At 57.2% G+C, this 22982-nt stretch carries 23 protein-coding genes and 1 pseudogene; 19 read left to right on the forward strand and 5 right to left on the reverse strand.

All coding sequences use genetic code 11. The features are described 5' to 3' along the window. Nucleotides 1-3 precede the first annotated feature (3 nt). Nucleotides 4-444 carry a heat shock protein HslJ gene (gene hslJ / locus H7R56_RS10940; protein ID WP_106926692.1) on the reverse strand — a complete coding sequence of 147 codons (441 nt, stop codon included), beginning with the start codon at nt 442-444 and terminating at the stop codon, nt 4-6. Nucleotides 445-569: 125 nt separating this feature from the next. Beyond that, nucleotides 570-1559, reverse strand: coding sequence for a 2-hydroxyacid dehydrogenase (locus tag H7R56_RS10945; RefSeq protein ID WP_106926694.1), 990 nt, complete (start codon nt 1557-1559; stop codon nt 570-572). A gap of 309 nt (nt 1560-1868) precedes the next feature. Here H7R56_RS10945 and H7R56_RS10950 point away from each other — a divergent pair, with 309 nt between their 5' ends. From H7R56_RS10950 to H7R56_RS11000, 11 genes are all read left to right on the forward strand, one after another. After that, entirely contained in the window at nt 1869-4511 is a 2643-nt protein-coding gene (locus tag H7R56_RS10950) for a YdbH family protein (RefSeq protein WP_106926696.1), read from the forward strand. Further along, nucleotides 4508-4699: a YnbE family lipoprotein gene (locus H7R56_RS10955; protein WP_106926698.1), complete on the forward strand. Its 192-nt coding sequence runs from the start codon at nt 4508-4510 to the stop codon at nt 4697-4699. The genes H7R56_RS10950 and H7R56_RS10955 overlap by 4 nt, the downstream gene beginning before the upstream one ends. Nucleotides 4700-4719: 20 nt before the next feature. After that, complete coding sequence (locus H7R56_RS10960) at nt 4720-5034, forward strand: YdbL family probable chaperone protein (protein WP_223878932.1); 315 nt, start codon at nt 4720-4722, stop codon at nt 5032-5034. A gap of 133 nt (nt 5035-5167) precedes the next feature. Beyond that, complete coding sequence (hinT, locus tag H7R56_RS10965; protein ID WP_106926702.1) at nt 5168-5524, forward strand: purine nucleoside phosphoramidase; 357 nt, start codon at nt 5168-5170, stop codon at nt 5522-5524. A gap of 3 nt (nt 5525-5527) precedes the next feature. Further along, nucleotides 5528-5902: a YcfL family putative periplasmic lipoprotein gene (locus H7R56_RS10970; protein ID WP_106926704.1), complete on the forward strand. Its 375-nt coding sequence runs from the start codon at nt 5528-5530 to the stop codon at nt 5900-5902. Nucleotides 5903-5924: 22 nt separating this feature from the next. Further along, nucleotides 5925-6563 (forward strand): penicillin-binding protein activator LpoB, encoded by a 639-nt coding sequence (gene lpoB / locus H7R56_RS10975; protein WP_181358000.1) that lies wholly within the window; start codon nt 5925-5927, stop codon nt 6561-6563. After that, nucleotides 6544-7386, forward strand: coding sequence for a thiamine kinase (gene thiK / locus H7R56_RS10980; protein ID WP_106926708.1), 843 nt, complete (start codon nt 6544-6546; stop codon nt 7384-7386). The genes lpoB and thiK overlap by 20 nt, the downstream gene beginning before the upstream one ends. After that, nucleotides 7386-8399: a beta-N-acetylhexosaminidase gene (gene nagZ, locus H7R56_RS10985; RefSeq protein WP_182928659.1), complete on the forward strand. Its 1014-nt coding sequence runs from the start codon at nt 7386-7388 to the stop codon at nt 8397-8399. The genes thiK and nagZ overlap by 1 nt, the downstream gene beginning before the upstream one ends. 38 nt (nt 8400-8437) lie before the next feature. After that, nucleotides 8438-8980 (forward strand): alpha/beta hydrolase YcfP, encoded by a 543-nt coding sequence (gene ycfP, locus H7R56_RS10990; RefSeq protein ID WP_106926712.1) that lies wholly within the window; start codon nt 8438-8440, stop codon nt 8978-8980. A gap of 273 nt (nt 8981-9253) precedes the next feature. Then, nucleotides 9254-10558: an NAD(P)/FAD-dependent oxidoreductase gene (locus H7R56_RS10995; protein ID WP_106926714.1), complete on the forward strand. Its 1305-nt coding sequence runs from the start codon at nt 9254-9256 to the stop codon at nt 10556-10558. A gap of 262 nt (nt 10559-10820) precedes the next feature. Beyond that, nucleotides 10821-11357, forward strand: a complete 537-nt coding sequence (locus H7R56_RS11000) for a glycine zipper 2TM domain-containing protein (protein WP_106926716.1) — start codon at nt 10821-10823, stop codon at nt 11355-11357. A 54-nt stretch (nt 11358-11411) separates the two neighbouring features. On the opposite strand, the gene H7R56_RS11005 is transcribed toward H7R56_RS11000, so the two are convergent. Next, nucleotides 11412-12047 (reverse strand): TetR/AcrR family transcriptional regulator, encoded by a 636-nt coding sequence (locus H7R56_RS11005; RefSeq protein ID WP_182928660.1) that lies wholly within the window; start codon nt 12045-12047, stop codon nt 11412-11414. A 245-nt stretch (nt 12048-12292) separates the two neighbouring features. Here H7R56_RS11005 and bhsA point away from each other — a divergent pair, with 245 nt between their 5' ends. After that, a complete protein-coding gene (gene bhsA, locus H7R56_RS11010) occupies nt 12293-12550 on the forward strand; it encodes a multiple stress resistance protein BhsA (RefSeq protein WP_106926720.1) in 258 nt (85 codons plus the stop codon). Between the two features lie 90 nt (nt 12551-12640). On the opposite strand, the gene ldtC is transcribed toward bhsA, so the two are convergent. Both ldtC and H7R56_RS11020 read right to left on the reverse strand, forming a co-directional pair. Then, complete coding sequence (ldtC, locus tag H7R56_RS11015) at nt 12641-13600, reverse strand: L,D-transpeptidase LdtC (protein ID WP_106926722.1); 960 nt, start codon at nt 13598-13600, stop codon at nt 12641-12643. A 142-nt stretch (nt 13601-13742) separates the two neighbouring features. Continuing rightward, a complete protein-coding gene (locus H7R56_RS11020) occupies nt 13743-15824 on the reverse strand; it encodes a TonB-dependent siderophore receptor (protein ID WP_223878935.1) in 2082 nt (693 codons plus the stop codon). Nucleotides 15825-16338: 514 nt separating this feature from the next. Between H7R56_RS11020 and H7R56_RS11025 the strand changes: the two genes are divergently transcribed. The 7 genes and pseudogenes from H7R56_RS11025 to H7R56_RS11055 all read left to right on the forward strand — a co-directional run bounded on the left by H7R56_RS11025 (nt 16339) and on the right by H7R56_RS11055 (nt 22973). After that, nucleotides 16339-17160 (forward strand): ABC transporter ATP-binding protein, encoded by an 822-nt coding sequence (locus H7R56_RS11025; RefSeq protein ID WP_106926726.1) that lies wholly within the window; start codon nt 16339-16341, stop codon nt 17158-17160. Further along, entirely contained in the window at nt 17160-18185 is a 1026-nt protein-coding gene (locus H7R56_RS11030) for a FecCD family ABC transporter permease (RefSeq protein WP_106926728.1), read from the forward strand. Before H7R56_RS11025 ends, H7R56_RS11030 begins: the two co-directional genes overlap by 1 nt. Beyond that, nucleotides 18182-19234: a FecCD family ABC transporter permease gene (locus H7R56_RS11035; protein ID WP_106926730.1), complete on the forward strand. Its 1053-nt coding sequence runs from the start codon at nt 18182-18184 to the stop codon at nt 19232-19234. The genes H7R56_RS11030 and H7R56_RS11035 overlap by 4 nt, the downstream gene beginning before the upstream one ends. A 6-nt stretch (nt 19235-19240) precedes the next feature. Further along, nucleotides 19241-20191 (forward strand): ABC transporter substrate-binding protein, encoded by a 951-nt coding sequence (locus H7R56_RS11040; protein WP_181357995.1) that lies wholly within the window; start codon nt 19241-19243, stop codon nt 20189-20191. After that, nucleotides 20157-21090 (forward strand): annotated as a pseudogene (locus H7R56_RS11045) (MurR/RpiR family transcriptional regulator). The gene H7R56_RS11040 and the pseudogene H7R56_RS11045 overlap by 35 nt, the downstream one beginning before the upstream one ends. A 117-nt stretch (nt 21091-21207) precedes the next feature. Further along, on the forward strand, nt 21208-22083 hold the full coding sequence (locus tag H7R56_RS11050; RefSeq protein WP_106926735.1) for an NAD(P)-dependent oxidoreductase: 876 nt from the start codon (nt 21208-21210) through the stop codon (nt 22081-22083). 17 nt (nt 22084-22100) lie between these two features. Continuing rightward, a complete protein-coding gene (locus H7R56_RS11055; protein ID WP_106926736.1) occupies nt 22101-22973 on the forward strand; it encodes an oxygenase MpaB family protein in 873 nt (290 codons plus the stop codon). The last annotated feature ends 9 nt before the right edge of the window (nt 22974-22982 follow it).

Below are 22982 nucleotides of genomic sequence, written 5' to 3' on the forward strand. Positions count from 1 at the left end.
GCGTTAATGCACTAAATCGGCCAGGCGATAAATCAGCGTCTGGTCTGCCGTGGCGAGGGTCAGCTGCTGCTCGGTTAAATCAACCTGCGCGCCCTGGCGCAACATGGTGCTCAGCGTTCCGTCCAGCGAATTAAGCTGTGGGTCGCTGCACAGTTTTCGGGTCATCGCCAGATCGGTGGCCTTCAGCTCGCCTTTATGTAACGTCGCGGTGCCGGAAAAACCGTTGCACATACTGCCTGAAATATAAATCCGCTCCAGAATCGGCTGTCTTTCGCCAAAGCTCAGCTCGAGTGGAGCGCTATGGCTGCTGACCGCCTTACCGTTCACGCTTTCTAACACAAAGCGATGATGCGCAAGGCTCTCGCCGTTGGTCGACATTTTGCTGTTGTAAACGCAGCCTGAGAGAAGGGCGGCCGCCGCCAGCAGGAAAAACAGGTTCTTCATGGCACAGTACTTCTTCTGAATTATTGGTTTGGTGAATATATTGAAGTCTAACTTTAACGCGGGGCGTGTCTGTGGGGCTTATCCGAAAATGCTCCCCGGCCGTTGTTGCCGGGGAGCGGTGGACATCAGGCGATAGCGTTAGGGCAATCAGCGCCGGTGTCGATTTGCTGCAGGTTTTGCAGCGTGGTTTCTGAGATGCTGGTCAAGGCTTCCGCAGTCAGGAACGCCTGGTGGCCGGTAAACAGCACGTTGTGACAGGCGGAAAGACGACGGAATACGTCATCCTGAATCACGTCATTCGACTTATCTTCAAAGAACAGATCGCGTTCATTTTCATAGACGTCCATCCCCAGCGCGCCGATTTTCTGCGTTTTCAGGGCCTCAATCGCCGCCTGGGAGTCAATCAGGGCGCCACGACTGGTGTTAACAATCATCACGCCGTTCTTCATTTTCTCAAATGCGCTGGCGTTCAGCAGGTGGTAGTTCTCCGGCGTCAGCGGGCAGTGCAGTGAAATAATGTCCGACTCGGCAAACAGCGTCGGCAGGTCGACATACTCCACGCCCAGTTCAAGCGCGGCAGCGCTTGGATACGGGTCAAAGGCCAGCAGGCGCATGCCGAAACCTTTGAGAATACGCAGGGCGGCAACGCCGATCTTCCCGGTGCCGATCACGCCAGCGGTTTTACCGAACATGGTGAAACCGGTCAGCCCTTCCAGTGAGAAGTTGGCATCGCGGGTGCGCTGATAGGCGCGGTGAATGCGGCGGTTCAGGGTCATCATCAGGCCGATAGCGTGTTCGGCAACGGCTTCCGGGTCATAGGCCGGCACGCGCACCACGCGCAGCCCCAGCTCTTTCGCCGCGTCGAGATCGACGTTGTTGAAGCCCGCGCAGCGCAGCGCAATGTACTTCACGCCGTTGGCTTTTAACTCTTCCAGCACCGGACGGCTACCGTCATCGTTAACGAAAATACACACCGCTTCACAGCCATGGGCCGTTTTGGCGGTTTTCTCCGTTAACAGGAAATCAAAAAACTCAAGCTCAAATCCATATGCCTGATTAACATTTTGCAGATACTTTTTATCGTACTGCTTTGTACTGTAAACGGCGATTTTCATGAGACTTTTCTCCAATGATTTTAGAGTCAAGTTAGCATAATTCAAAAAATCTTACAAAATATAAAAATGTTTTGAATGCTAAGGATACGTAAAGATATACGCATGAGTATAGGTCGTTTAAATGGGGGCGCGTAGAGGTAATCTCAATCAGAATCAACTGAAATTCCTCACATTTTATTATGCAGCAGCTACGCTTAATCCATCACAGCGGTTTCACTATCTGGTCTGACATGACACAATATGCGCCTTTGGACCGCCCGCTGTGCGGCCAGGCATGACTGCTTTTTCAATCTGGATATGACTGCACCCATGAAGGGTAAATATAAAGCCATCATTGCGCTACTCCTGCTTTTAGTACTGCTGCCGCTCACGCTGGTGATGACGTTGGGGTACTGGGTTCCTACGCTGGTGGGCATCTGGCTTCCGGCCGGAACGCGCATTGCCTTTAATGAAAGCCCGCGGCTGACCCGCTCGGCGCTACGCATTCCCGATCTTCGCTATCTGGTAGGCGACTGCGAACTGGCGACGCTCAAAGAAGTGACCCTGTCACACCCAAGCCGCTGGCGACTGCACGCCGCGGCGGTCAACCTCAACTCACTCTGCTTTACTAAACTGCCGCAAAACGATGCCGTGCCCGGTGCGCCGCGCACGCTGGCGGAGTGGCAGTCAATGCTGCCCAACACCTGGCTGACGATTGATTCGCTCAGCATTTCGCCGTGGCAAAAATGGCAGGGCAAGCTAACGTCTTCGCTCACCCCGCAGCGCCAGGACATCGCGTATGAGGGCGAGCAGGTCGCACTGCGTGCCCGCCTGCACGGGCAGGCGCTGACGGTCAGCGAGTTTCGCGCTAGCCTGCTTGACGGGGAACCGCCGGTAAAGCTGCTGGGGGAATTTACGCTGCCGCTGGTGCCGGATAGCTTACCGATCAAAGGGCATCTCGAGTCGACGTTTCAGGTGCCTCAGGTGCCGTCTCCGGTTGACGCCGAGCTCAACTGGGACGGTAATCAAGGTCAACTGGTGATGATGGCCCGCGGTGAAGACGATCCGCTGGTCGATTTGCCGTGGACCTTAACCGAACAACGGCTCACCATCAGCGATGGCCGCTGGAACTGGCCTTATCAGGCCGGTATTCCGCTGAGCGGGCGCGTAGGCGTGAAGCTGGAAAACTGGCAGCAGGGGGTAGATAAGACGCAGGTAAGCGGTCGTCTTAGCGTGCTCACCTCCGGCGATGCCGGCAAAGGCGTGGCGGTGTTGAACATGGGGCCCGGCGTGCTCAGTATGGACAACAGCGACATGCCGCTTCAGCTGGTGGGGGAAGCCAAGCAGGGCGATCTGATTTTCTACGCCAAACTGCCCGCACATCTCAGCGGCCCGCTGATGACGCCGGTGCTGGCGTTCCAGCCCGGGGCACTGCTGCGTTCACGCGGGCGAGTGATTGATGCGCTCAATATTGACGACGTGCGCTGGCCGCTGGCGGGGGTGAAAATCTCCACTCAGGGGATTGATGGCCGCCTGCAGGCGATCCTTCGTGCCCACGAGCAGCAGACAGGGGATTTTGTGCTGCACCTTGATGGGCAGGCCGACAACTTTATGCCGGATAAAGGCACCTGGCAGTGGCGCTACTGGGGCGACGGTCATTTCACTCCGATGCAGGCTCGGTGGGATGTGACCGGCACCGGAGAGTGGCGCGACAGCGCGATTGTCCTCAATACGTTATCGACCGGTTTTGATAAGCTCCAGTACGGCACCATGACTATTGATAAGCCGCGCCTGAAGCTGGAGCAGCCGATTCACTGGATCCGCAATGAACAGCATCCGTCCTTTACCGGCGCATTGGCGCTGGACGCCAGCGAAACCCGTTTTACCGGCGGCAGCGTACTGCCAGCCTCGGCGTTAACCTTCAGCGTGGAAGGGCGCGATCCCACATTCTTTCAGTTTAAAGGTGACCTCAAGGCGCAGGCTATCGGCCCGGTGCGCGTAACCGGGCGCTGGGACGGTGAGCGTCTGCGCGGCCAGGCGTGGTGGCCCAAGCAGTCGCTGACGGTATTCCAGCCGCTGGTGCCGCCGGACTGGAAAATGAAGCTACGCGAAGGGTCGCTGTACGCACAGGTCGCCTTTTCCGCCGCCGCTGGCCAAGGCTTTGAAGCAGGCGGCCACGGCGTGCTGCGCAGCGGCAGCGCGTGGATGCCGGATAACGAAATTAATGGCGTTGATTTTGTGCTGCCGTTCCGTCTGAAGTCGGGCGTCTGGCAGTTGGGGACGCGACGTCCGGTTTCGCTGCGTATCGCCGAAATTGTTAACCAGGTGACCGCACGTAACGTGACCGCCGACCTTCAGGGCACCTGGCCGTGGAGCGAAGCATCGCCATTGCAGCTGAGCGACGTCAGCGTTGATGTGCTTGGCGGCAAGGTGACGATGCAGCAGCTGCGGTTGCCGCAGCATGATGCGGCGCTGCTGCGTTTACAGCATATTTCGACCAGTGAACTGGTGAGCGCGGTTAACCCGAAACAGTTTGCAATGTCCGGAGCGGTCGATGGCGCGCTGCCGCTGTGGCTGAACGACAGTCAGTGGATTATTAAAGACGGCTGGCTGCATAACCCGGGCCCGATGACCCTCCGGCTTGATAAAGACACTGCCGATGCGGTTGCTGCGGACAACATCGCCGCTGGCGCCGCCATCAACTGGCTGCGCTACCTGGAAATCTCACGCTCGTGGACGCGCATTAACCTCGATAGTCTGGGACAGTTATCGCTTCAGGCCACGGTTACCGGTACCGGGGTGGTGGATGAAAAACGCAGTACGGTGCAGCTCAACTATACGCACCAGGAGAATGTTTTTGATTTGTGGCGAAGCCTGCGCTTTGGCGACAAACTTCAGTCATGGCTTGAGCAACACGCGACCCTTCCCGGGGTGCCGTGTCGTAGCGGCAAGGAATGTAAGGAGCAACAATGAAATTATCCATCGCCATGCTGGCCGTCGCGGCAACGGCATTGCTATCGGGCTGTGTACCGCGTATAGAGGTGGCGGCGCCGAAAGAGCCGATTACCATCAATATGAACGTCAAGATTGAGCATGAAATCCGCATCAAGGCCGATAAGGACGTTGAGGATCTGCTCAAATCGCGTAGCGATCTATTCTGAGGCCGGTGATGATAAGACAAATGCGTATAATCGCGGTTTTGCTGGGGGGCCTGATCGGCGCGCAGGCGATGGCATTAACGCTGTCGGACGCCCGCACACAGGGGCGGGTAGGCGAAACGCAGGGCGGCTATCTGGCGCCGATCGCGCAGGACAGTGAAACGCTGGCGCTGGTGAAAAAGATTAATCAGGCCCGTAGTGAGAGTTATCAGCAGCTTGCGCAAAGTCATAACCTGCCGCCGCAGGACGTGGCGCGGCTCGCTGGAAAAAAACTGATTGAAAAAGCGCAGCCTGGGGAATATGTGCAGGGGATTAACGGTCAGTGGGTGCGCAAGTAACATACTGGCAGGGATAAGAAAAAGTCTATTCCGGTTGAAAGAAGGGCTGTAACTCGCTCATAATCCTGGCATCTAACCTGTTTGTCGGCCACGCTTTTACCGACGGCATAGGACAATAATAAAGGAATTCGTTATGGCAGAAGAAACCATTTTCAGCAAAATTATTCGTCGGGAAATCCCGTCGGACATGGTGTATCAGGATGAACTGGTGACCGCTTTTCGTGATATCTCTCCGCAGGCCCCAACCCACATTCTGATTGTGCCAAATACGCTGATTGCCACCACTAATGACGTTAGCGCGGAGCATGAGCAAACGCTGGGGCGGATGGTCACGGTGGCGGCCAAAATTGCGCAGGATGAAGGGATTGCCGAAGATGGCTACCGCCTGATCATGAACTGCAACCGTCACGGCGGCCAGGAAGTTTACCACATTCATATGCACCTGCTGGGCGGGCGCCCGCTGGGGCCGATGCTGGCACATAAAGGCTAACTTATGAAATCGGCATGTCTGGTTCTTTTGCTGGCTACGGCGCTGCTATCCGGGTGTCATTCACGCCCGGAAATCGCCGTCGGTGAACAGCAGACGCTGGTGATGGAGTCCAACGTTCTGGCCGCCGGGATCAGCGCAGAACAGCCTGAACTGACGCTGTCGGACATTCAGGCCACCGCCAGTGCAAAGCTGTTCAATGAAAGGCGAGAGCCGGTCACCGTTCATTATCGTTTTTATTGGTATGACGCCAGAGGGCTGGAAATGCACCCGCTGGAGGCGCCGCGCAGCGTGACGATCCCCGCGATGGGCTCGGTCACCCTGTACGGGACGGCTAACGGTTTGGGGGCGCATAAAGCCCGACTGCATCTTTATCTCTGAGGGGTAAACAGGAATGAGTAAATTGGGTCGCTATGCGTTGATTGCTTCGCTGGCAATCGTGCTTGCCGGGTGTACGGTACGTCAACAGCCTGCACCGGTAGAGACGGCGAATCCGCAGCAGCCACAGCAGCCTGTTGAGCCGCAGCAGCCGGTGCCAACGGTACCGACGGTGCCGACGATTCCGCAGCAGCCGGGGCCGATTGAGCACGGCGGAGAAACGCCAGCGCAGCCTACGCCGCGTGTGCGTCATTACGACTGGAACGGCGCAACGCAGCCGCTGGTCGCAAAAATGCTGCAAACCGGCGGCGTTAACGCGGGCAGCATTCTGCTGGTCGATAGCGTCAACAACCGCACCAACGGTTCGCTGAACGCGGGCGAAGCCACCACCGCGCTGCGTAATGCGCTGGCGGGGAACGGCAAGTTCACGCTGGTCTCTGCGCAGCAGCTGGCGGTAGCGAAACAACAGCTGGGCCTGTCGCCGCAGGATAGCCTGGGTTCGCGCAGTAAAGCGATGGGGATTGCCCGCAACGTCGGCGCCCAGTATGTGCTGTATACCAACGCCACCGGCAACGTCAATGCGCCGACGCTGCAAATGCAGCTGATGCTGGTGCAAAGCGGTGAAATCGTCTGGTCAGGTAAGGGTGCGGTTGCGCAACAGTAAGCTCTCGCGTGACGCGCTGTTGTCACGCGAATTTCCGCATTATCACGTCGTCGCCAGCCCTGAAACCTCAGGGCTGAGCGGCAGCAGCTGTATTCTGCAATGCGGCGAAAGGCGGCTGGTGCTACGCCAGCATCACGCGCCCGATGCGCCGGAAAGCGAATTCCTTCGCCAGTATCATGCGCTGCGTCAGCTACCGTCGACGCTGGCGCCAAAGCCTATCTTTTATACACCCGGCTGGATGGCGGTCGATTTTTTAGCCGGAGAGATCAAAAGCGTGCTCCCGGCGCCTCGACCGCTGGCCACTCTCCTGTATGATTTACACCAGCAGCGCCGATTCGGCTGGCGGCTCGCTTTGTTGCCGCTGCTTGAGCAGTACTGGCAGCAGTGTAGCCCGTCGCGACGAACCCCGCGCTGGCTTCGCTGTTTGCAGCGCCTGCGTCAGCAGGGGGAGCCGCGCCCGTTACGGCTGGCGCCGCTGCATATGGATGTCCACGCGGGCAATATTGTGCACACGGTAGACGGTTTACGTCTGATCGACTGGGAATACGCCGGTGACGGTGATGTTGCCCTGGAGCTGGCGGCCGTGTGGACGAAGGACAATCAACAGCGTCTTCAGTTGGTGCAGGCCTACGCCATGCTGGCGAGAATACCGCCGGAACGGCTTTGGCGTCAGACAATGCGCTGGCGACCATGGGTACTGATGCTGATGGCGGGCTGGTTCGAGTGTCGCTGGCAGCGGACCGGTGACGAACAATTTATCACGCTGGCCAATAAAACCTGGCAGCAGCTTAAGAATGATAAGGAGGCCGTGTGGGGCCAGTAATGTTGGATGTGGAAGGCTACGAGCTGGATGCCGAAGAACGTGAGATTCTGGCGCACCCGCTGGTGGGTGGCTTAATTCTGTTTACCCGTAACTATCACGATCCGGCGCAGCTACGTGAGCTGGTACGCCAGATTCGCAGCGCGTCGCGTAACCATCTGGTGGTGGCCGTGGATCAGGAAGGCGGCCGCGTGCAGCGCTTCCGTGAAGGTTTCACCCGCCTGCCGGCCGCGCAGTCTTTTGCCGCCGTTCTGGGCGAAGAGCAAGGGGGGCGCATGGCGGCCGAGGCGGGCTGGTTGATGGCCAGCGAAATGATCGCCATGGATATTGATATCAGCTTCGCGCCGGTGCTGGACGTTGGGCACATTTGCACCGCCATCGGCGAGCGCTCCTATCATGAAGACCCGCAAAAGGCGCTGGCGATGGCACGCCATTTTATTGACGGTATGCACAGTGCCGGTATGAAAACCACCGGTAAACATTTCCCGGGCCACGGCGCGGTCACCGCCGACTCGCACAAAGAGACGCCGCACGATCCTCGTCCGGAAGCGGACATCCGTGCAAAAGATATGGCGGTGTTCAGGACGTTAATTACCGAGAATGCGCTGGACGCGATTATGCCGGCGCACGTTATTTATGATGCGGTCGATCCGCGTCCAGCCAGCGGTTCCGCCCATTGGCTGCAAACCGTACTGCGCGGCGAGCTGGGGTTCAACGGCGCTATTTTCTCTGACGATCTGTCGATGGAAGGCGCGGCAATTATGGGGAGCTACGCCGAGCGCGGCCAGGCGTCGCTCGATGCCGGTTGCGATATGATCCTCGTCTGCAATAATCGTAAAGGTGCGGTGAGCGTGCTGGATAACCTGTCACCGATCAACGCAGAGCGTGTTACGAAGTTGTATCATAAAGGTTCATTTAGCCGTCAGGAACTGATGGACTCCGCCCGCTGGAAAACGGTTAGCGCTCAGTTGGAACAACTCCATGAACGCTGGCAGGATGTGAAGGCTGGTCATTAACCCTCCCGGTGTGGGAGTAATGGTGTGGTGAGGACGCGATGATTATCTATTTACACGGTTTTGACTCGAATAGCCCTGGTAACCATGAAAAAGTGCTGCAGCTGCAGTTTATCGACCCGGATGTACGGTTGATCAGCTACAGCACGCGGCATCCGAAGCATGACATGCAGCATCTGCTTAAAGAAGTGGACAAAATGCTGCAGCTGAACGCCGATGAGCGTCCGCTGATTTGCGGCGTGGGGCTGGGTGGTTATTGGGCCGAACGTATCGGTTTCCTGTGTGATATTCGCCAGGTGATGTTTAACCCGAATCTGTTCCCCAACGAGAACATGGACGGCAAGATAGATCGCCCGGAAGAGTACGTGGATATTGCCACTAAGTGCGTCAATAACTTCCGTGAGAAAAACCGCGATCGTTGCCTGGCCATTCTCTCTCGTCATGATGACGCGCTGGATAGCCAGCGTTCAGCTGACATGCTGCATCATTACTACGAGATCATCTGGGACGAACAGCAGGGCCATAAGTTCAAGAATATCTCGCCGCACCTGCAGCGAATCAAAGCGTTTAAAACGTTAGGTTAAACGCGGATCGGAAAAGCCCCGGCGTCGTCGAGTCGCCGGGGCTTTTTTTTGTTAATTTTTAACCTGGCACGGGCGTTTTTTGCGGGCTTAGCCGCCGTTCGTTCAACTTCTGCGCGATAAAACTTGATACACATCAATTTTGGTATGACCAATGCACCATTCATGTTATTCTCATTGCAGCTGAATGGTTTCTTGTTAGTAACTTGTTGTTAATTAAAGGCTATATTTATAACTTTTAATTAACAATTGGTTAATAAATTTTAAGGGGGTCTCGTGACTACGCCAATGAAGAAAATTGTAATTGTAGGTGGCGGCGCTGGCGGCCTGGAACTGGCGACTCAGCTGGGGCACAAACTTGGCCGCGGTAAAAAAGCGAAAATTACGCTGGTAGACCGTAACCATAGCCACCTGTGGAAGCCGCTGCTGCACGAAGTGGCGACCGGTTCGCTCGACGAAGGCGTAGATGCGCTGAGCTATCTGGCGCATGCGCGTAATCATCATTTCCAGTTCCAGCTGGGTTCGGTGATGGACATCAACCGCGAAGCAAAAACCATTACGCTGGCCGAGCTGCGCGATGAAAAAGGCGAGCTGCTGGTGCCGGAGCGTAAGCTGGCGTATGACACGCTGGTGATGGCGCTGGGCAGCACCTCGAACGATTTCAACACCCCGGGCGTGAAAGAGCACTGTATCTTCCTCGATAACCCGCATCAGGCGCGTCGTTTCCACCAGGAAATGCTGAACCTGTTCCTGAAATATTCGGCTAACCTTGGCGCGAATGGCAAGGTCAACATTGCGATTGTCGGCGGCGGGGCGACCGGCGTTGAGCTGTCGGCTGAGCTGCACAACGCGGTGAAACAGCTGCACAGCTACGGCTATAAAGGCCTGAGCAATGAAGCGCTGAACGTCACGCTGGTGGAAGCCGGCGAACGCATTCTGCCCGCGCTGCCGCCGCGCATTTCCGGCGCAGCGCACAGCGAACTGACTAAAATGGGCGTGCGCGTACTGACCCAAACGATGGTGACCAGCGCTGACCAGGGCGGTTTGCACACCAAAGACGGCGAATATATTCAGGCCGATCTGATGGTGTGGGCGGCAGGCATCAAAGCGCCGGACTTTATGAAAGAGATCGGCGGGCTGGAAACCAACCGCATTAATCAGCTGGTGGTGGAGCCGACGCTGCAAACCACCCGCGACCCGGATATCTATGCGATCGGCGACTGCGCATCCTGCGCGCGTCCTGAAGGGGGCTTTGTGCCGCCGCGCGCCCAGGCTGCACACCAGATGGCAACCTGTGCGCTGAATAACATTCTGGCGCAGATGAAAGGTAAAGAGCTGAAGCCGTACACCTATAAGGATCACGGCTCTCTGGTGTCACTGTCCAACTACTCGACCGTTGGCAGCCTGATGGGCAACCTGATGCGCGGCTCAATGATGGTAGAAGGGCGTATTGCCCGTATGGTGTATATCTCGCTGTATCGTATGCACCAGATTGCGCTGCACGGTTACTGCAAAACCGGTCTGATGATGCTGGTGGGAAGTATCAACCGCGTCATTCGCCCGCGTCTGAAGCTGCACTAATCTCTGCACCCGGCCTGCATGTTCTGATGCGTGCAGGCCGGATTGGCACAGCGCTATTCGGCAATGCATGCCAACGTAGCCTGATGGTGCCACGCTTTCCAGGTTTCAAATCGTTACCCGTGTTTATCCTCTCGTTGGCCTTCAGAATTCTCTCAAACACCTCTTTCTCCAGAGAAAATCCTGCTTTTGGGCTTTTGTCTGATAGCGGTCATTTACCTTAAGTTGCACAATTGTTACCAATAGCAACAAAGGAGGATGTCCCGTGAATAAATCAATGTTGGCGGGTATGGGTATTGGCGTCGCCGCCGCGCTTGGGGTGGCTGCCGTGGCGAGTATGAATGTCTTCGATCGCGGCCCGCAGTATGCGCAGGTGATCTCCGCTACGCCCATCAAGGAAACCGTAAAAAACCCGCGTAAAGAGTGCCGCAACGTGACGGTCACCCACCGTCGTGCGGTCCAGGATGAAAATCGTATCGCTGGCTCAGTGCTGGGCGCGGTGGCAGGCGGTGTCATTGGTCATCAGTTCGGCGGCGGGCGAGGTAAAGACGTTGCCACCGTCGTCGGTGCGCTGGGCGGCGGCTATGCCGGTAATCAGGTGCAGGGTGCGATGCAGAACAACGATACCTACACCACCACCGAGCAGCGTTGTAAGACGGTGTATGACAAGTCTGAGAAGACGCTCGGCTATGATGTGACTTATAAAATCGGCGACCAGCAGGGAAAAATCCGCATGGATAAACAGCCTGGTAGCCAGATCCCGCTGGACAGCAACGGCCAGCTGGTACTGAATAAAGCCTAAAAAAGCATGAGTGTGCGATTCGCCCCGTCGTCTCCCCGACTGCGGGGCGTTTTTTTATGCGGTAATCATCTGCGGCCACAGACGCAGGGTGGTTTCCGTAATTTGCATCAGCGTTTCAAAGCTTGCCCCTTCGCGAGCGCTGATTGACATGCCCTGTAAAATACAGCCCAGGAACAGCGCCAGTTCGGCGACGTTTTTCTCTGCCGGGATTTCCCCGCGCGCTTGCCGCAGCTGCAGGAACTGGCTCAGCGTCTGCTCCTGTACCGCGTGGCGTGACTTGATAGTCTTCGCGATCTCTTTAGAAGACGCTGCCAGGGCCGCCGACGTGTTAATCGTAAAGCAGCCCGCCGGCGTGTCCTTGCTGGTAAAGCAGGTTGCGACAGCGGTGAAATAGTTGCGTAACGCTTCAATGAGCGTCTGTTCTTCGCAAAACAGACAGGCTTCATTCTTCGATGCAAAGCGGCTGATATAGTGATCGAGAACGGCGCGGAACAGCCCCTCTTTATTCACAAATTCAGCGTACAGCGTCGGTGCCTTTGCCCCCGTAGCCTCGACAAGGTCGGAGAGGGATGTTGCTTCGTAACCATACTGCCAGAATAGCGTCATCGCTTTATCAAGCGCCGCTTCCCGGTCGAATACTTTAGGTCGCCCACGGCCTTTTTTCGCGCAACCTTGCGTGTCAGTTGTCATCGTGCCGCCTACCTCAGTCGGTGATTAGTGAACGGTCATTATAAAAATAATCTGCGACGGGGGCTAGCGCTTCCGCCGAGAAATACGAATTCATCATATTTGTATGAAAAATATATGAATTTATAATAAATAAACGGTCGTTATAAAAATACGTTGACGTGTGACCTGGATCTCATTATTATTATCTTATCGATCGTTAAGTTAATAACGTCTGACCTACAAAATTCATCTGCAAGGTAACAATCATGAAAAACGTAAAAACCCTGGCCATCGCCGCTGTACTGAGCTCTCTGTCATTTGCAAGTTTTGCCGCTGTTGAAGTGCAATCCACTCCGGCAGACCAGCATAAAGTCGGCAACATTGCCGCGTCCGCAGGCCCGAACCTGGCATCCCTGGAACAAGAATTAGCGCAGAAAGCTGACGAAATGGGTGCGAAATCTTTCCGCATCACCTCTGTTAGCGGTCCGAACTCCCTCCACGGCACTGCGGTAATCTATAAATAAGCGTTAAAACCCTCATAATGCTTATGTCACTGCAATAAAAAAGGCCCTGAGCGTATCCCGCTCAGGGCCTTTTACTTTTCAGCGTTTTTTCTACATATTTTGCTGCGTGACGCCGTGATGGCGGGTCACATCGACCGGCATACCGGAACGCACGGTCATGACTTTATTCATCACTTCCGCATCGGTACCCGCGCTTTGGCTAAACGCCTGCATGCTGGCATTCAGCACAATCGGCAGCGTTTTCGGATCGTCATCAATATGCTCAGACAACGGCTGGTGGACCTCGACCAGATGCACGCCGTTTGGCTCAATAGACGCTTTGATCGGCGTATTAATAATGTTCACTTTAGTGCCCGGGGACACCTTATCGTACAACGCTTTAATGTCGTTATCGCGCAGGCGAATACAGCCGGAGCTCACGCGCATACCAATGCCGAAATCGGCATTGGTGCCGTGCAGCAGGTACACACCGCCGTAGGCCGCCAGACGAATGGCGTGATGGCCCATCGGGTTGTCTGGCCCGGCCGGCATGACAGCAGGCAGCTCGATGCCCTGCGCGCGGTAGCGTGCGCGGATGTTGGCCGTCGGCGTCCAGGTCGGATTGGCGCGTTTATCGGAGACGGTGGTGACCATGGTCGGTGTCACCGTGGTGCCGCCAAGCTGACCGATGCCAATAGGGTAAACGGTGACGGTATTGCTGCCCGGCGGATAGTAATACAGCCGTAGCTCGGCGAGGTTAAGCACAATGCCTTCACGCGGTACATCCGGCAGCAGCGTCTGCAGCGGGATGGTCAGCACGCTGCCGGGACGCGGTACGTAAGGGTCAACGCCTGGATTGGCCTGCAGCAGCGCCAGGAAACCGACGTTATATTTTTTCGCAATGGCTTCCAGTGAACCGCCGTTGTTTTCGACGACGTGGAAGCGGTTTTCACCCACCAGGCGGCTACCCGGCGGCGGCAGCGGCCAGGTGTTGGCGCTGACCGGCAGCGCAACGCTGACGGCAAGCACAATCCCGGCCAGCCAGCGTGAAAGTTGCAGTGTGTGTCGCATCGCGCTAATCCCTCAAAGTCACAAATGTTGTCCAAAAGTTAAAGTGGCTATTATGCGTAAGGATACTGTAGGGAAGTGACGATGGATTGAAAGAGTATGTAAAGCCCGAAGCCTGCACGTACGCTGGCCCCGGGCGGCAGGATCAGAAGGACATTTTCACCGTAAACTGCACTTCACGCGGGTCGCCAATCTGGTTACCCAGGTTATTGCTGGCAATTGACGAGGTGTAGTAGGTCTTGTTAAACAGGTTCTTAACGTTAACCTGCAAGGTGACCGGATATTGCAGCTTCATTTTGTACGCGGCGAAAACGTCCGCGACGGCATAACCCGGTAAGTAGTAGTCCGCGCCGTTGGTGCCGGAACGGCGGCTCAGAGCGTGACCACCGCCGCCTACGGTTAAGGTATTGCTGTCGTAGACGTTGTGAATGTCATAGGTCAGGAATAGCGAACCGGTATGGCGCGGCACGTTCGGCAGCGGCTTACCCGCATAGTCCGGATCTTCCAGAACCTTCGCGTCGGTGTAGCCATAGCTGCCGATAATATTCAGGTTGTCGGTCAATGAACCGGCAACGTCAACTTCAATCCCCCGTGAGCGGACTTTCCCGGCGGTTTTCGCGTAGGTTTCATCACCGATGGTTTCGGTATACAGCACGTTGCGTTTGTGGATATCAAAGAAGGTCACGTTCGACGTTACACCGTCGAAGAGGTCGAACTTGGCGCCGACTTCGTAGGAGGTTGCTTCTTCCGGCGGCAGATCGCCAATGTAGCTGGCAATAGAGGACTGCGGCATAAACGACTGCGCGACGTTACCGAATAGCGAGACCTGCGGCGACAGTTTGTACACCAGGCCGAATTTCGGCGTCAGTTTTTCATCCTGGCTGTCGGTATTTGCCTGGAACGGACGGCCTTTGCCCGCATACTGGGTGTAGTACTGGTAGCGCACGCCCGCGACCGCAATCCATTTATCCGTCAGATATAACGCGTCCTGTAAATAGGTGGCGTAGGTTTCCTGCTGAATACGCTGATCGCTGTCGGCAGCCGACACGGTGGTGCATTTATCCAGCGTACCGTACACCGGATTGTAGATATTAAGGCTCTTTTTAACATTCTTACAGCGGATCATATCCGTGCGCAGCAGGTCATAATTCTCATAGGCGATGCCGGTGAGCAGCTCATTATAGAAGCCACCGATCACCACGTTTCCTTGTAAATCTGCCCGCGTGGCATGCATGCGCTGGGTTGAACCCTGCGTGGCGTCGACGCGGCGGGTCAGGTCGCCGGTTTTGGCGTCATAGGCCATCACGCGCGCCTGGTTGTCGCTGTACATATCCTGGCTGAAGCTGTAGTCGAAACGCGCGGTCCATTGGCTATTGAGACGGTACTCCGCGTTCAACTGCGCGAGGTCAGAATTGCCGTCGGTAATGTTAAACGGTTCGTCGAAGCGTTCTTTACTCGGTACGTTAACCGCCTGACCGGTATTCAGGTCAAAAATTGTGCCGCGATCGAAAGGCGTATTGTAGTTCCGGTGGGACCACGACAGGTTAACCGTGGCGTCATCGCCAAACCAGGTCAGGGAAGGGGCAATAAAGCTGCTACGCGACTGACCAAAGCTGCGCCAGTAATCTTCATTCTGGTATTCACCAACCAGGCGATAGGTCAGACGGGTACCGTCGATAGGCCCGGTGACGTCAATCTGTCCGGTACCGCCGCCGAAGCTGCTGGAGGTGGCGGAAATATCACCCGAAAAGGTACGTTCCGGGCGTTTGGTGACAACATTAATCAGCCCGCCGGGATCGAGTATGCCATACAGCGTCGAGGCGGGTCCTTTCAACACTTCAACACGCGACGTCGCGGCATTAAAACTGCGCGGCAATACGGTACGTAGGCCGTTGGTCATAATCGAACCGTCGCGGTTTGCGCCAAAGCCGCGACGGGTGAAGGCATCCTGGGTGCCGCCGAGGGTATTGGTTTGCACAACGTTGGCGACGTTATACAGCGCTTCATCGAGTGAAGTGGCATGCTGATCGGCCAGTACCCGATCGCTGACGGTATTCACCACCTGCGGAATATCGAGCATAGGCATTGAGGTCAACGTGGCCGTCGAGCTGCTGAGCGGCTGGTAGCCGTCCGTCACGTCCCGATCTGCCTGCGCGGTCGCGCCGACCACCGTCATGGATTCTTCTTTTTTTGCCGCGTCACCCTGCGGCTGTGCTTCCGCCGCCATCAGCGAAGGGGACGCGACCGCCCCCAGAAAAAGCAGTGAAAAAAGTGCGCGCCCGGTAGTTCCCGTGAACGTCGGGGATAACTGTGTCATCTCTCTGTTTCCCATAAAAAATCTGCCGATGGACGGCAGACAAATTGTATAAAAATCATTGCCCTGAATCGCAAAATCTATCCGTTCACAAGCGTTATAAACGTTCCGGATATGTAATGAGAATCATTCAAACATGACGAAATGTAGTAGTAAATGCATGGAGGAATAAATTTATAAGACACAGGTAACGCAGGCTTTCAGGGGCGAGAGTAACGAGGCGGTCTGTTTTAACTATTTGAATATTTATATTTTTATTGTTCATGATGTGTCTGGCGGAACGCGGCGGCGCTCGAAAACCTTATGAAGCAAAGTGGTAATGTAGCGAGCTTGACTACTACATTACGTCATTGCATGATCAAAAGAGAATGAGATTTATTTAAAGTGCGAAACGATATCACGTCGTTGCGGCCGGAGAGAACGAAATATGCCTCAGCGGCAAGATACCCCGCAGGAAAGCGGGATTGTGCTGGAATCCCTGTGCGCAGGATACGGTAATCAGCGAATTGTCGATAACATCAGCCTGACGCTGCCCGTCGGTAAAATGACGGTGCTGGCAGGGGCTAACGGGTCGGGTAAGTCCACCTTACTGAATACGATTGCGCGCATGCTCAAGCCGCTGGGCGGCTGTGTACGTCTTGATGGTCGCGATATTCATCAGCAACCGACAAAGCAGGTCGCACGCCAGTTGGGGCTGCTGCCGCAGTCGCCGCTGACCCCGGAAGGTTTGACGGTATTTGAACTGGTGTCGCGTGGTCGCTATCCCTGGCAGGGGCTGATTCGTCAGTGGTCAGAGCAGGACGAGCTGGCGGTGGAAGAGGCGCTTCGGCTGACCGGGACGCTGGAATATGCGCATCTGGCGGTAGACAGTCTTTCCGGCGGCCAGCGTCAGCGCTGCTGGATTGCTATGGCCCTGGCGCAGCAAACCCCTACCATTTTACTGGATGAGCCAACCACCTGGCTCGATCTGCGCTACCAGGTGGAGATCCTTGAACTCCTTCAGCAACTGACCCGCGAACATGGGCGCACGGTCATTACCGTACTGCACGATCTCAATTTTGCCGTTAACTACGCCGATACGCTGGTGTTTATGAAGCAGGGGCGTATTGCGGGCGTGATTGATGAGCAGCAAACGTGCACGCCGACGCTGATCAAACAGGTGTTCGACGTTGACGTGCAGATGTTGCATAACCCGCAGACCGGCAAACCGTTGTTTATGCCGTTTTGCGCGCGTTCGGCGTTGTCCTGATGTCGGAGCAAAGCATGCTGGCGCGACCGCGTTCTTTCCGTCCGTTCTCGGCATTGATGCTGCTTGGTGCGCTGTTGTGCGCGGCGGCGATTATCCATCTTGGCCTTGGCGCGCGGATGATTGCGCCGCGCGTCGTGGTGGAGGCCTTATTCCACTACGATCCGCGTAATTTTGACCATCGCATTATTGTCAGCCTGCGATTAACCCGACTGCTGGCGGCGCTGCTCACCGGCGCGTCGCTTGGCGCGGCGGGTCTGTTGCTACAAACCGTTATTCGCAATCCTTTAGGTGAGCCGCATATCCTCGGCCTGAACGCCGGTGCCACGCTGGCGGTGGTGGCCTGCTCGGCGGCAGGGGTGTCGTTTAGCGACTGGGGTATCAGCCGCCCGCTGGCAGCAGCGGGCGGGGCGGCGGCCCTGTTTGGTCTGGTCATGCTGCTGGCCTGCGCCGGACGCGCGGGGGCGACGGCCATGAAAATAACCCTCTGCGGCGTGGCGCTATCGGCGTTTGCTTCAGCGATAACGGCCTCTATTTTGATCCTGGATGAGCAGACGCTCCAGGCGATGCGCACCTGGCTCGCCGGTGATTTAGCCGGTATGAATTTTCCCTCGCTACAGCTGGCCTGCCTCCCGGCACTATTGGGTGTGCTGATGGCGGCGTGCCTGACGCCGCGGCTGAATATTCTGGCGTTGGGCGACCGCGTTGCCAGCGGGCTGGGCGTGTCGGTGGCGCGGACCCGGCTACTGGGCGTCGTGGCGATTGCGCTGCTGTGCGGCGCATCGGTGTCAATCGCCGGGCCGATCGGATTTATTGGGCTGGTTGTGCCACATGTGATTCGTCGCTGGGCCGGGCAGGATGTGCGCGTTGGGCTGTTGCTGGCGCTACCGACCGGCGCGCTGCTGCTGCTGCTGGCCGATATTCTTGCCCGCTGGCTGCTGGCCCCGCAGGAGCTCGCCACGGGGGTGATGACCGCATTGATCGGGGCTCCGGTGTTTATCGCTATTGCCGTGAGGTATTTCAAATGACGCGCGCGGTGACCAAAGCGGGCTTCCGCCCGTTGATGCTAGGCCCCTGGCGGGTTTTGTTACGCCCAAGGCTATTAAAAATTAGCGCACTGCTGGCGGTGATGATTGCGCTGTTGTTGCTCTATGGGGTAACGCGCGGTTCGTTACCGATCCCTACCAGCGACATAGGGCGAGCGTTGTTTTATCCCCAGTCGCTTAACGCTCAGCAGCTTTATATCGTGCGGGATATCCGCCTGCCGCGCCTGCTGATGGCGATTTTCTGCGGCGGTATGCTGGGGCTGGCCGGCGCTGCGATGCAGTCGATGGCCCGTAACGGTCTGGCCGACCCTGGGCTTATCGGCGTAAAAGAAGGCACCAGCGTTGTGGTGCTGACGCTGATCCTCGTTTTCCCGTCGCTAAGCCTGGCCTGGCGGCCGTTGGTGGGGATGGTCGGTGGTGTCCTGGTGGCGCTGCTGGTGATTGTGCTGGCGCGGGATCTTTCACGGCCGCGCTTTATTTTGATTGGTATTGGCGTGTCATGGGCGCTGTCGGCGGCGATGGGGCTGTTTGTCACCACCGCAGATATACGTGATGTCCAGACGGCGATGACCTGGCTTGCCGGCAGCCTGCACGCCGCGACCTGGCCGCTGCTTGCTGTGGCCGTCGCGTGGGCGTTGCCTGCGGTCGTGATTCTGTATCTGACTGCGCGGGCTGCAGATGTGGCGATGCTGGGCAATTCGGTTGCCAGCAGTCTGGGCGTGCGCCTTTCGCGCCTGACCCTGCTGCGCTTTTTCGCGCCGGTGCTGCTGACGGCGGCGAGCGTATCCTGCGTCGGTAGCCTGGGATTTGTCGGACTGATGGCGCCGCATATGGCGCGCTTCTTACTGCGCGGGGGGCAGGTTGCGCTGCTTTCCGGCAGTGCGCTGATTGGCGCACTGCTGGTGTTGCTCACCGATACCCTTGGGCGCCTGGCGTTTGCGCCGCTGCAAATTCCGGCGGGGATCATTATTTCCCTGATCGGCTGTCCGTTCTTTATTTTACTGCTGTGGCGTCGCCGCGACGCTTTGTGAGGATCCATGACCATTCGAGGGTTATTGCCCATTTTGTGGCTGATAAGCGCCGTTGCTGGCGCGCAAACGCAGGCATTTACTGACGATCTGGGGCGGGTGGTGCAGGTGCCTGAGCACCCGAAACGCATTGTATCGATGCACGATCTCGATATTACCATTCCGCTGATTGAACTCGGCGTGCCGCCGGTTGCCAGCCACGGGCGTACGCGGCCGGACGGTAGCCATTATCTGCGCGCCAGCGCCGAACTCACCGGCGTGGATTTTGAGAATAGCGACATCGCGTTCATTGGCACCGCTGATATCGATCTTGAGGCCGTGGCGGCGGCAAAGCCTGACCTGATTATCACCGAGCCTAACCGCAATGTGCCGATAGAGCAGTTGGCAAAAATAGCCCCCACGGTCAGTATTGACCATTTATTGGGCAGTGCGCCGCGAATCTACAGCAAACTGGCGCAGCTTACCGGCACTCAGGCGCGGCTGGCGGTGCTTGACCACCGCTATCAGACGCAGATTGCGCAGCTCAAGCAGACCGTGGATACGCAAAATATCAGCGTATCGGTCATTCAAGCCAATAATGGCAAAGTGACCGTACATCATTCATACCACTCACTGGGCCGCGTCCTGCGCGATGCCGGCTTTCATTTCCCGCCGTTGATCGAACGCATTCCCGACGGACAGCGAATCGACGTTAGCGCTGAACAAATGCCGGATCTGGACGCGGATTTTGTCTTTGCCACCTGGCGCTCCGACACCGGCGGTAAACCGCAGGATGAGCTCAATGAGATGGAAAAAGTGATGCCGGGCTGGTGCGATTTTATGCGCGCCTGCCGTACCGGGCACTATGTCCTGCTGCCGCGCGATGAAGTTATCTCCAACTCGTATGCGGCGTTGAGCCTGCTGGTGGCGCAGGTGCAGTCCCAGATTGCCGGAAGACCGCTTGCCTCGGAGGGCAAATGAGCCAGAGCGTGCAGCGTAAGGAAAAAAAACGGGTAGATTTGTTCGGCGAGCGCCTGCGCAACCGGGCGGCACAGCTGTCGCCACGGCTATTAGCCGTGGCGCACTGGATTGACGATAACCGCGAAGCGGTGCTTGACCACACGGCAATGGAGATTGCAGCGGCGACGCAAACCTCAGATGCGACGGTGGTGCGCGCCATTCAGGCGCTAGGCTTCGCCGGGCTACGTGACCTTAAGCAAACGATGCAGCACTGGTTTGGCCCGACCATCACGTCATCAGAAAAAATGGCCTCTACCGTGGCGACGCTAACCAGCGACGTCAGCGCCAGCATTGATTTTGTCCTGGAAGGACACCTGCGCGCCTGTGAAGTACTGGCCACACCGGATAACCGTGCGGCTATCGCTCGCGCCGTCGCGCTGCTGAGCGACGCCCGTCAGGTTGCGCTGTTTGGCATTGGGGCATCGGGTATTCTCACCGACTATACCGCGCGAATGTTCAACCGTATCGGCCTGCCGTCGTATGTCCTTAATCGCACCGGATTTAGCCTGGCTGAACAGTTAATTTCACTACAGCGTGGCGATGTGCTGATTATGATGGGGCAAAAGTCTCCGCACCGTGAAGGGCTGACGACCCTGCGCGAGGCCGCACGTTTGGGTATTCCGACGATTTTGTTGACCCAGGCAACCGACTCGCGGTTTAGCGAAATGTCTCAGGTGGTCATCCATGTTCCACGTGGTGAAAACGGCCGTGTGCCGTTGCACGGGACGGTGATGGTGTGCCTGGAGATGCTGGTGCTGTCGGTCGCGTCGACGGCTTCGCAGCGCACGCTACGCTCCATGAAACGCATTAACGATCTTCACAAAGCCATCGGCAAATCCGGTGGGCGAAAAAGCGAATAGCGCAACCCTCGCTAATGCCAGACCTCAACGGCGGACACTATGATGGACTAACCGGTTGCATTATGACCGGAAAATCATCAGGCTACAAAAAACGACCGAGCATGTGAGGAGAGAGAAATGAAGGCACTGCCCGCGGTAGCGGTTCTGGGATTGGGCGCAATGGGGCACGCATTTGCGACCAATCTGCTAAAAAAAGGCTTCACGGTATACGGCTGGAACCGCACGCCAGGCCGTGGCGAGGACCTCAAGCACGCAGGGTTACAGCTGTGTAATGACCCCGCGCTGGCGGTCGCCGATGCGCAGGTAGTTATCGCCATGCTGACCGACGGCGATGCGACGCAGTCGCTGATCCGCGCCGTAGCCCCGTCCTGCCAGCAGGGGGCGACTTTCTGCCAGATGGGGACTATCGGGATTCAGGAAACCGCGAATGCGGTCGCGCAGCTTCACGCGCTGCGCCCGGATATGCTCTATCTCGATGCGCCGGTATCCGGTACTAAAGCCCCGGCTGAAAATGCGCAGATCCTGGTGATGGCCAGCGGCGATCGCACCCGCGCCGAGGCAGCGCAGCAGGTGTTTGACGCGATTTCTCGCGGGACACAGTGGTACGGTGAAGTGGGAAACAGCCAGAAAATGAAGCTGGTGATCAACGCCTGGCTGATTGCCATGATGCAGGGCGTGGCGGAAAGCATGCAGCTGGCAAAACAGTTTGGCTTCACGGCGGACAAGCTTTGGGAAACGCTGGAAGGCGGCCCGCTGGCAGCACCGTACGTGAAAGGGAAGCTGGCGATGATCCGCGAGAACGACTATACCCCGCAGATGCAGCTACAGCATGCGCTGAAGGATGCGCGTCTGGCGCTGGCAAACGCGCCGCAAGGCACGATGCCGATGATGAGCGATATTGCCACACTGTGGGAGAACGCAGCGCAGGGCGGGCTGGCCGAGCAGGATCTGGCGGCGGTGTACGCGTGGCTTGATAACGCGCGTCAAATCTAACGTGCGGGGAGGGGGCAATGGAGTGGCTACGTCAGCGTATTGAGCAGCAGGTACTGGGCCTGACGGGGATGGCGTTGAAAGAAATAGACTTCGAGCATCCTATCGGCGATCCGGGACTGTTTGGCCCGCAGTCGGCCATCTGGCCGGTGCACGGCGATTTTACCTCCATGCTGTGCGGTGGCATCAGCGCGTTGCTGCTGCAAATGCTGCACCCCTTGGCGCTGGCAGGCGTTTGGGATCATTCGTCATTTCGTGACGATATTTTCGGTCGCCTGCGGCGTACCAGCCAGTTCATTTCCGCAACAACGTTTGCGACCGAGCCAGACGCCGAGCGATTGATTGCCAAAGTCAACGCGATTCACGCGCGAATTAACGGCGTAGATAACGATGGTACGCCGTATGCGGCTAACGACCCGGACTTACTGACCTGGGTGCACGTTGCGGAATGCCGTTCGTTTATGGCCTCGCACCTGCGCTATCGGCGTACGGTGGTGAGTCCTGCGCGACAGGCCCAGTATTTTATCGAATCGGCCAGCATCGCCGAGCGGCTGGGCGCGCGAAACGTGCCGAAGACGCCGGACGCGGTGGCGGACTATCTGGCGCGAATGCGCCCACAGCTGCGCTGCGACGAACGGACGCGTGAGGTGGCGAGGGTGCTCATGACGACGCGACTGCCCGGCCGGTTGGCGCAGCCCGCCGGGGTGATTTTCATCAAGGCGGGAATCGATCTGCTGCCCGGCTGGGCGCAAGACATGCTGGATTTACGGCTGAGCCCGATCGAACGGCGTGCGGTACGCGGCGGTGTGCGTTTGATTGCCGCCATCCTGCGGCGTTCGGTTCGCAATGGTGCCTACCACTGCGCGATGCGACGAATGCAGCGAGAGGGATAATAAAAAACC

The organism is Klebsiella sp. WP3-W18-ESBL-02, from assembly GCF_014168815.1.
Classification (GTDB): Bacteria; Pseudomonadota; Gammaproteobacteria; order Enterobacterales; family Enterobacteriaceae; genus Kluyvera; species Kluyvera ascorbata_B.

Coding starts and splice junctions, on each gene's coding strand:
- H7R56_RS11020 (WP_223878935.1), bottom strand. CDS start 15,824: ATGGCGGCGGAAGCACAGCCGCAGGGTGACGCGGCAAAAAAAGAAGAA.
- H7R56_RS10970 (WP_106926704.1), top strand. CDS start 5,528: ATGAAATCGGCATGTCTGGTTCTTTTGCTGGCTACGGCGCTGCTATCC.
- H7R56_RS11005 (WP_182928660.1), bottom strand. CDS start 12,047: ATGACAACTGACACGCAAGGTTGCGCGAAAAAAGGCCGTGGGCGACCT.
- H7R56_RS11050 (WP_106926735.1), top strand. CDS start 21,208: ATGAAGGCACTGCCCGCGGTAGCGGTTCTGGGATTGGGCGCAATGGGG.
- ycfP (WP_106926712.1), top strand. CDS start 8,438: ATGATTATCTATTTACACGGTTTTGACTCGAATAGCCCTGGTAACCAT.
- nagZ (WP_182928659.1), top strand. CDS start 7,386: ATGTTGGATGTGGAAGGCTACGAGCTGGATGCCGAAGAACGTGAGATT.
- bhsA (WP_106926720.1), top strand. CDS start 12,293: ATGAAAAACGTAAAAACCCTGGCCATCGCCGCTGTACTGAGCTCTCTG.
- hslJ (WP_106926692.1), bottom strand. CDS start 444: ATGAAGAACCTGTTTTTCCTGCTGGCGGCGGCCGCCCTTCTCTCAGGC.
- H7R56_RS11025 (WP_106926726.1), top strand. CDS start 16,339: ATGCCTCAGCGGCAAGATACCCCGCAGGAAAGCGGGATTGTGCTGGAA.
- H7R56_RS11040 (WP_181357995.1), top strand. CDS start 19,241: ATGACCATTCGAGGGTTATTGCCCATTTTGTGGCTGATAAGCGCCGTT.
- H7R56_RS11055 (WP_106926736.1), top strand. CDS start 22,101: ATGGAGTGGCTACGTCAGCGTATTGAGCAGCAGGTACTGGGCCTGACG.
- H7R56_RS10950 (WP_106926696.1), top strand. CDS start 1,869: ATGAAGGGTAAATATAAAGCCATCATTGCGCTACTCCTGCTTTTAGTA.
- hinT (WP_106926702.1), top strand. CDS start 5,168: ATGGCAGAAGAAACCATTTTCAGCAAAATTATTCGTCGGGAAATCCCG.
- H7R56_RS10960 (WP_223878932.1), top strand. CDS start 4,720: ATGCGTATAATCGCGGTTTTGCTGGGGGGCCTGATCGGCGCGCAGGCG.
- ldtC (WP_106926722.1), bottom strand. CDS start 13,600: ATGCGACACACACTGCAACTTTCACGCTGGCTGGCCGGGATTGTGCTT.
- H7R56_RS11035 (WP_106926730.1), top strand. CDS start 18,182: ATGACGCGCGCGGTGACCAAAGCGGGCTTCCGCCCGTTGATGCTAGGC.
- H7R56_RS10945 (WP_106926694.1), bottom strand. CDS start 1,559: ATGAAAATCGCCGTTTACAGTACAAAGCAGTACGATAAAAAGTATCTG.
- H7R56_RS10955 (WP_106926698.1), top strand. CDS start 4,508: ATGAAATTATCCATCGCCATGCTGGCCGTCGCGGCAACGGCATTGCTA.
- H7R56_RS11030 (WP_106926728.1), top strand. CDS start 17,160: ATGTCGGAGCAAAGCATGCTGGCGCGACCGCGTTCTTTCCGTCCGTTC.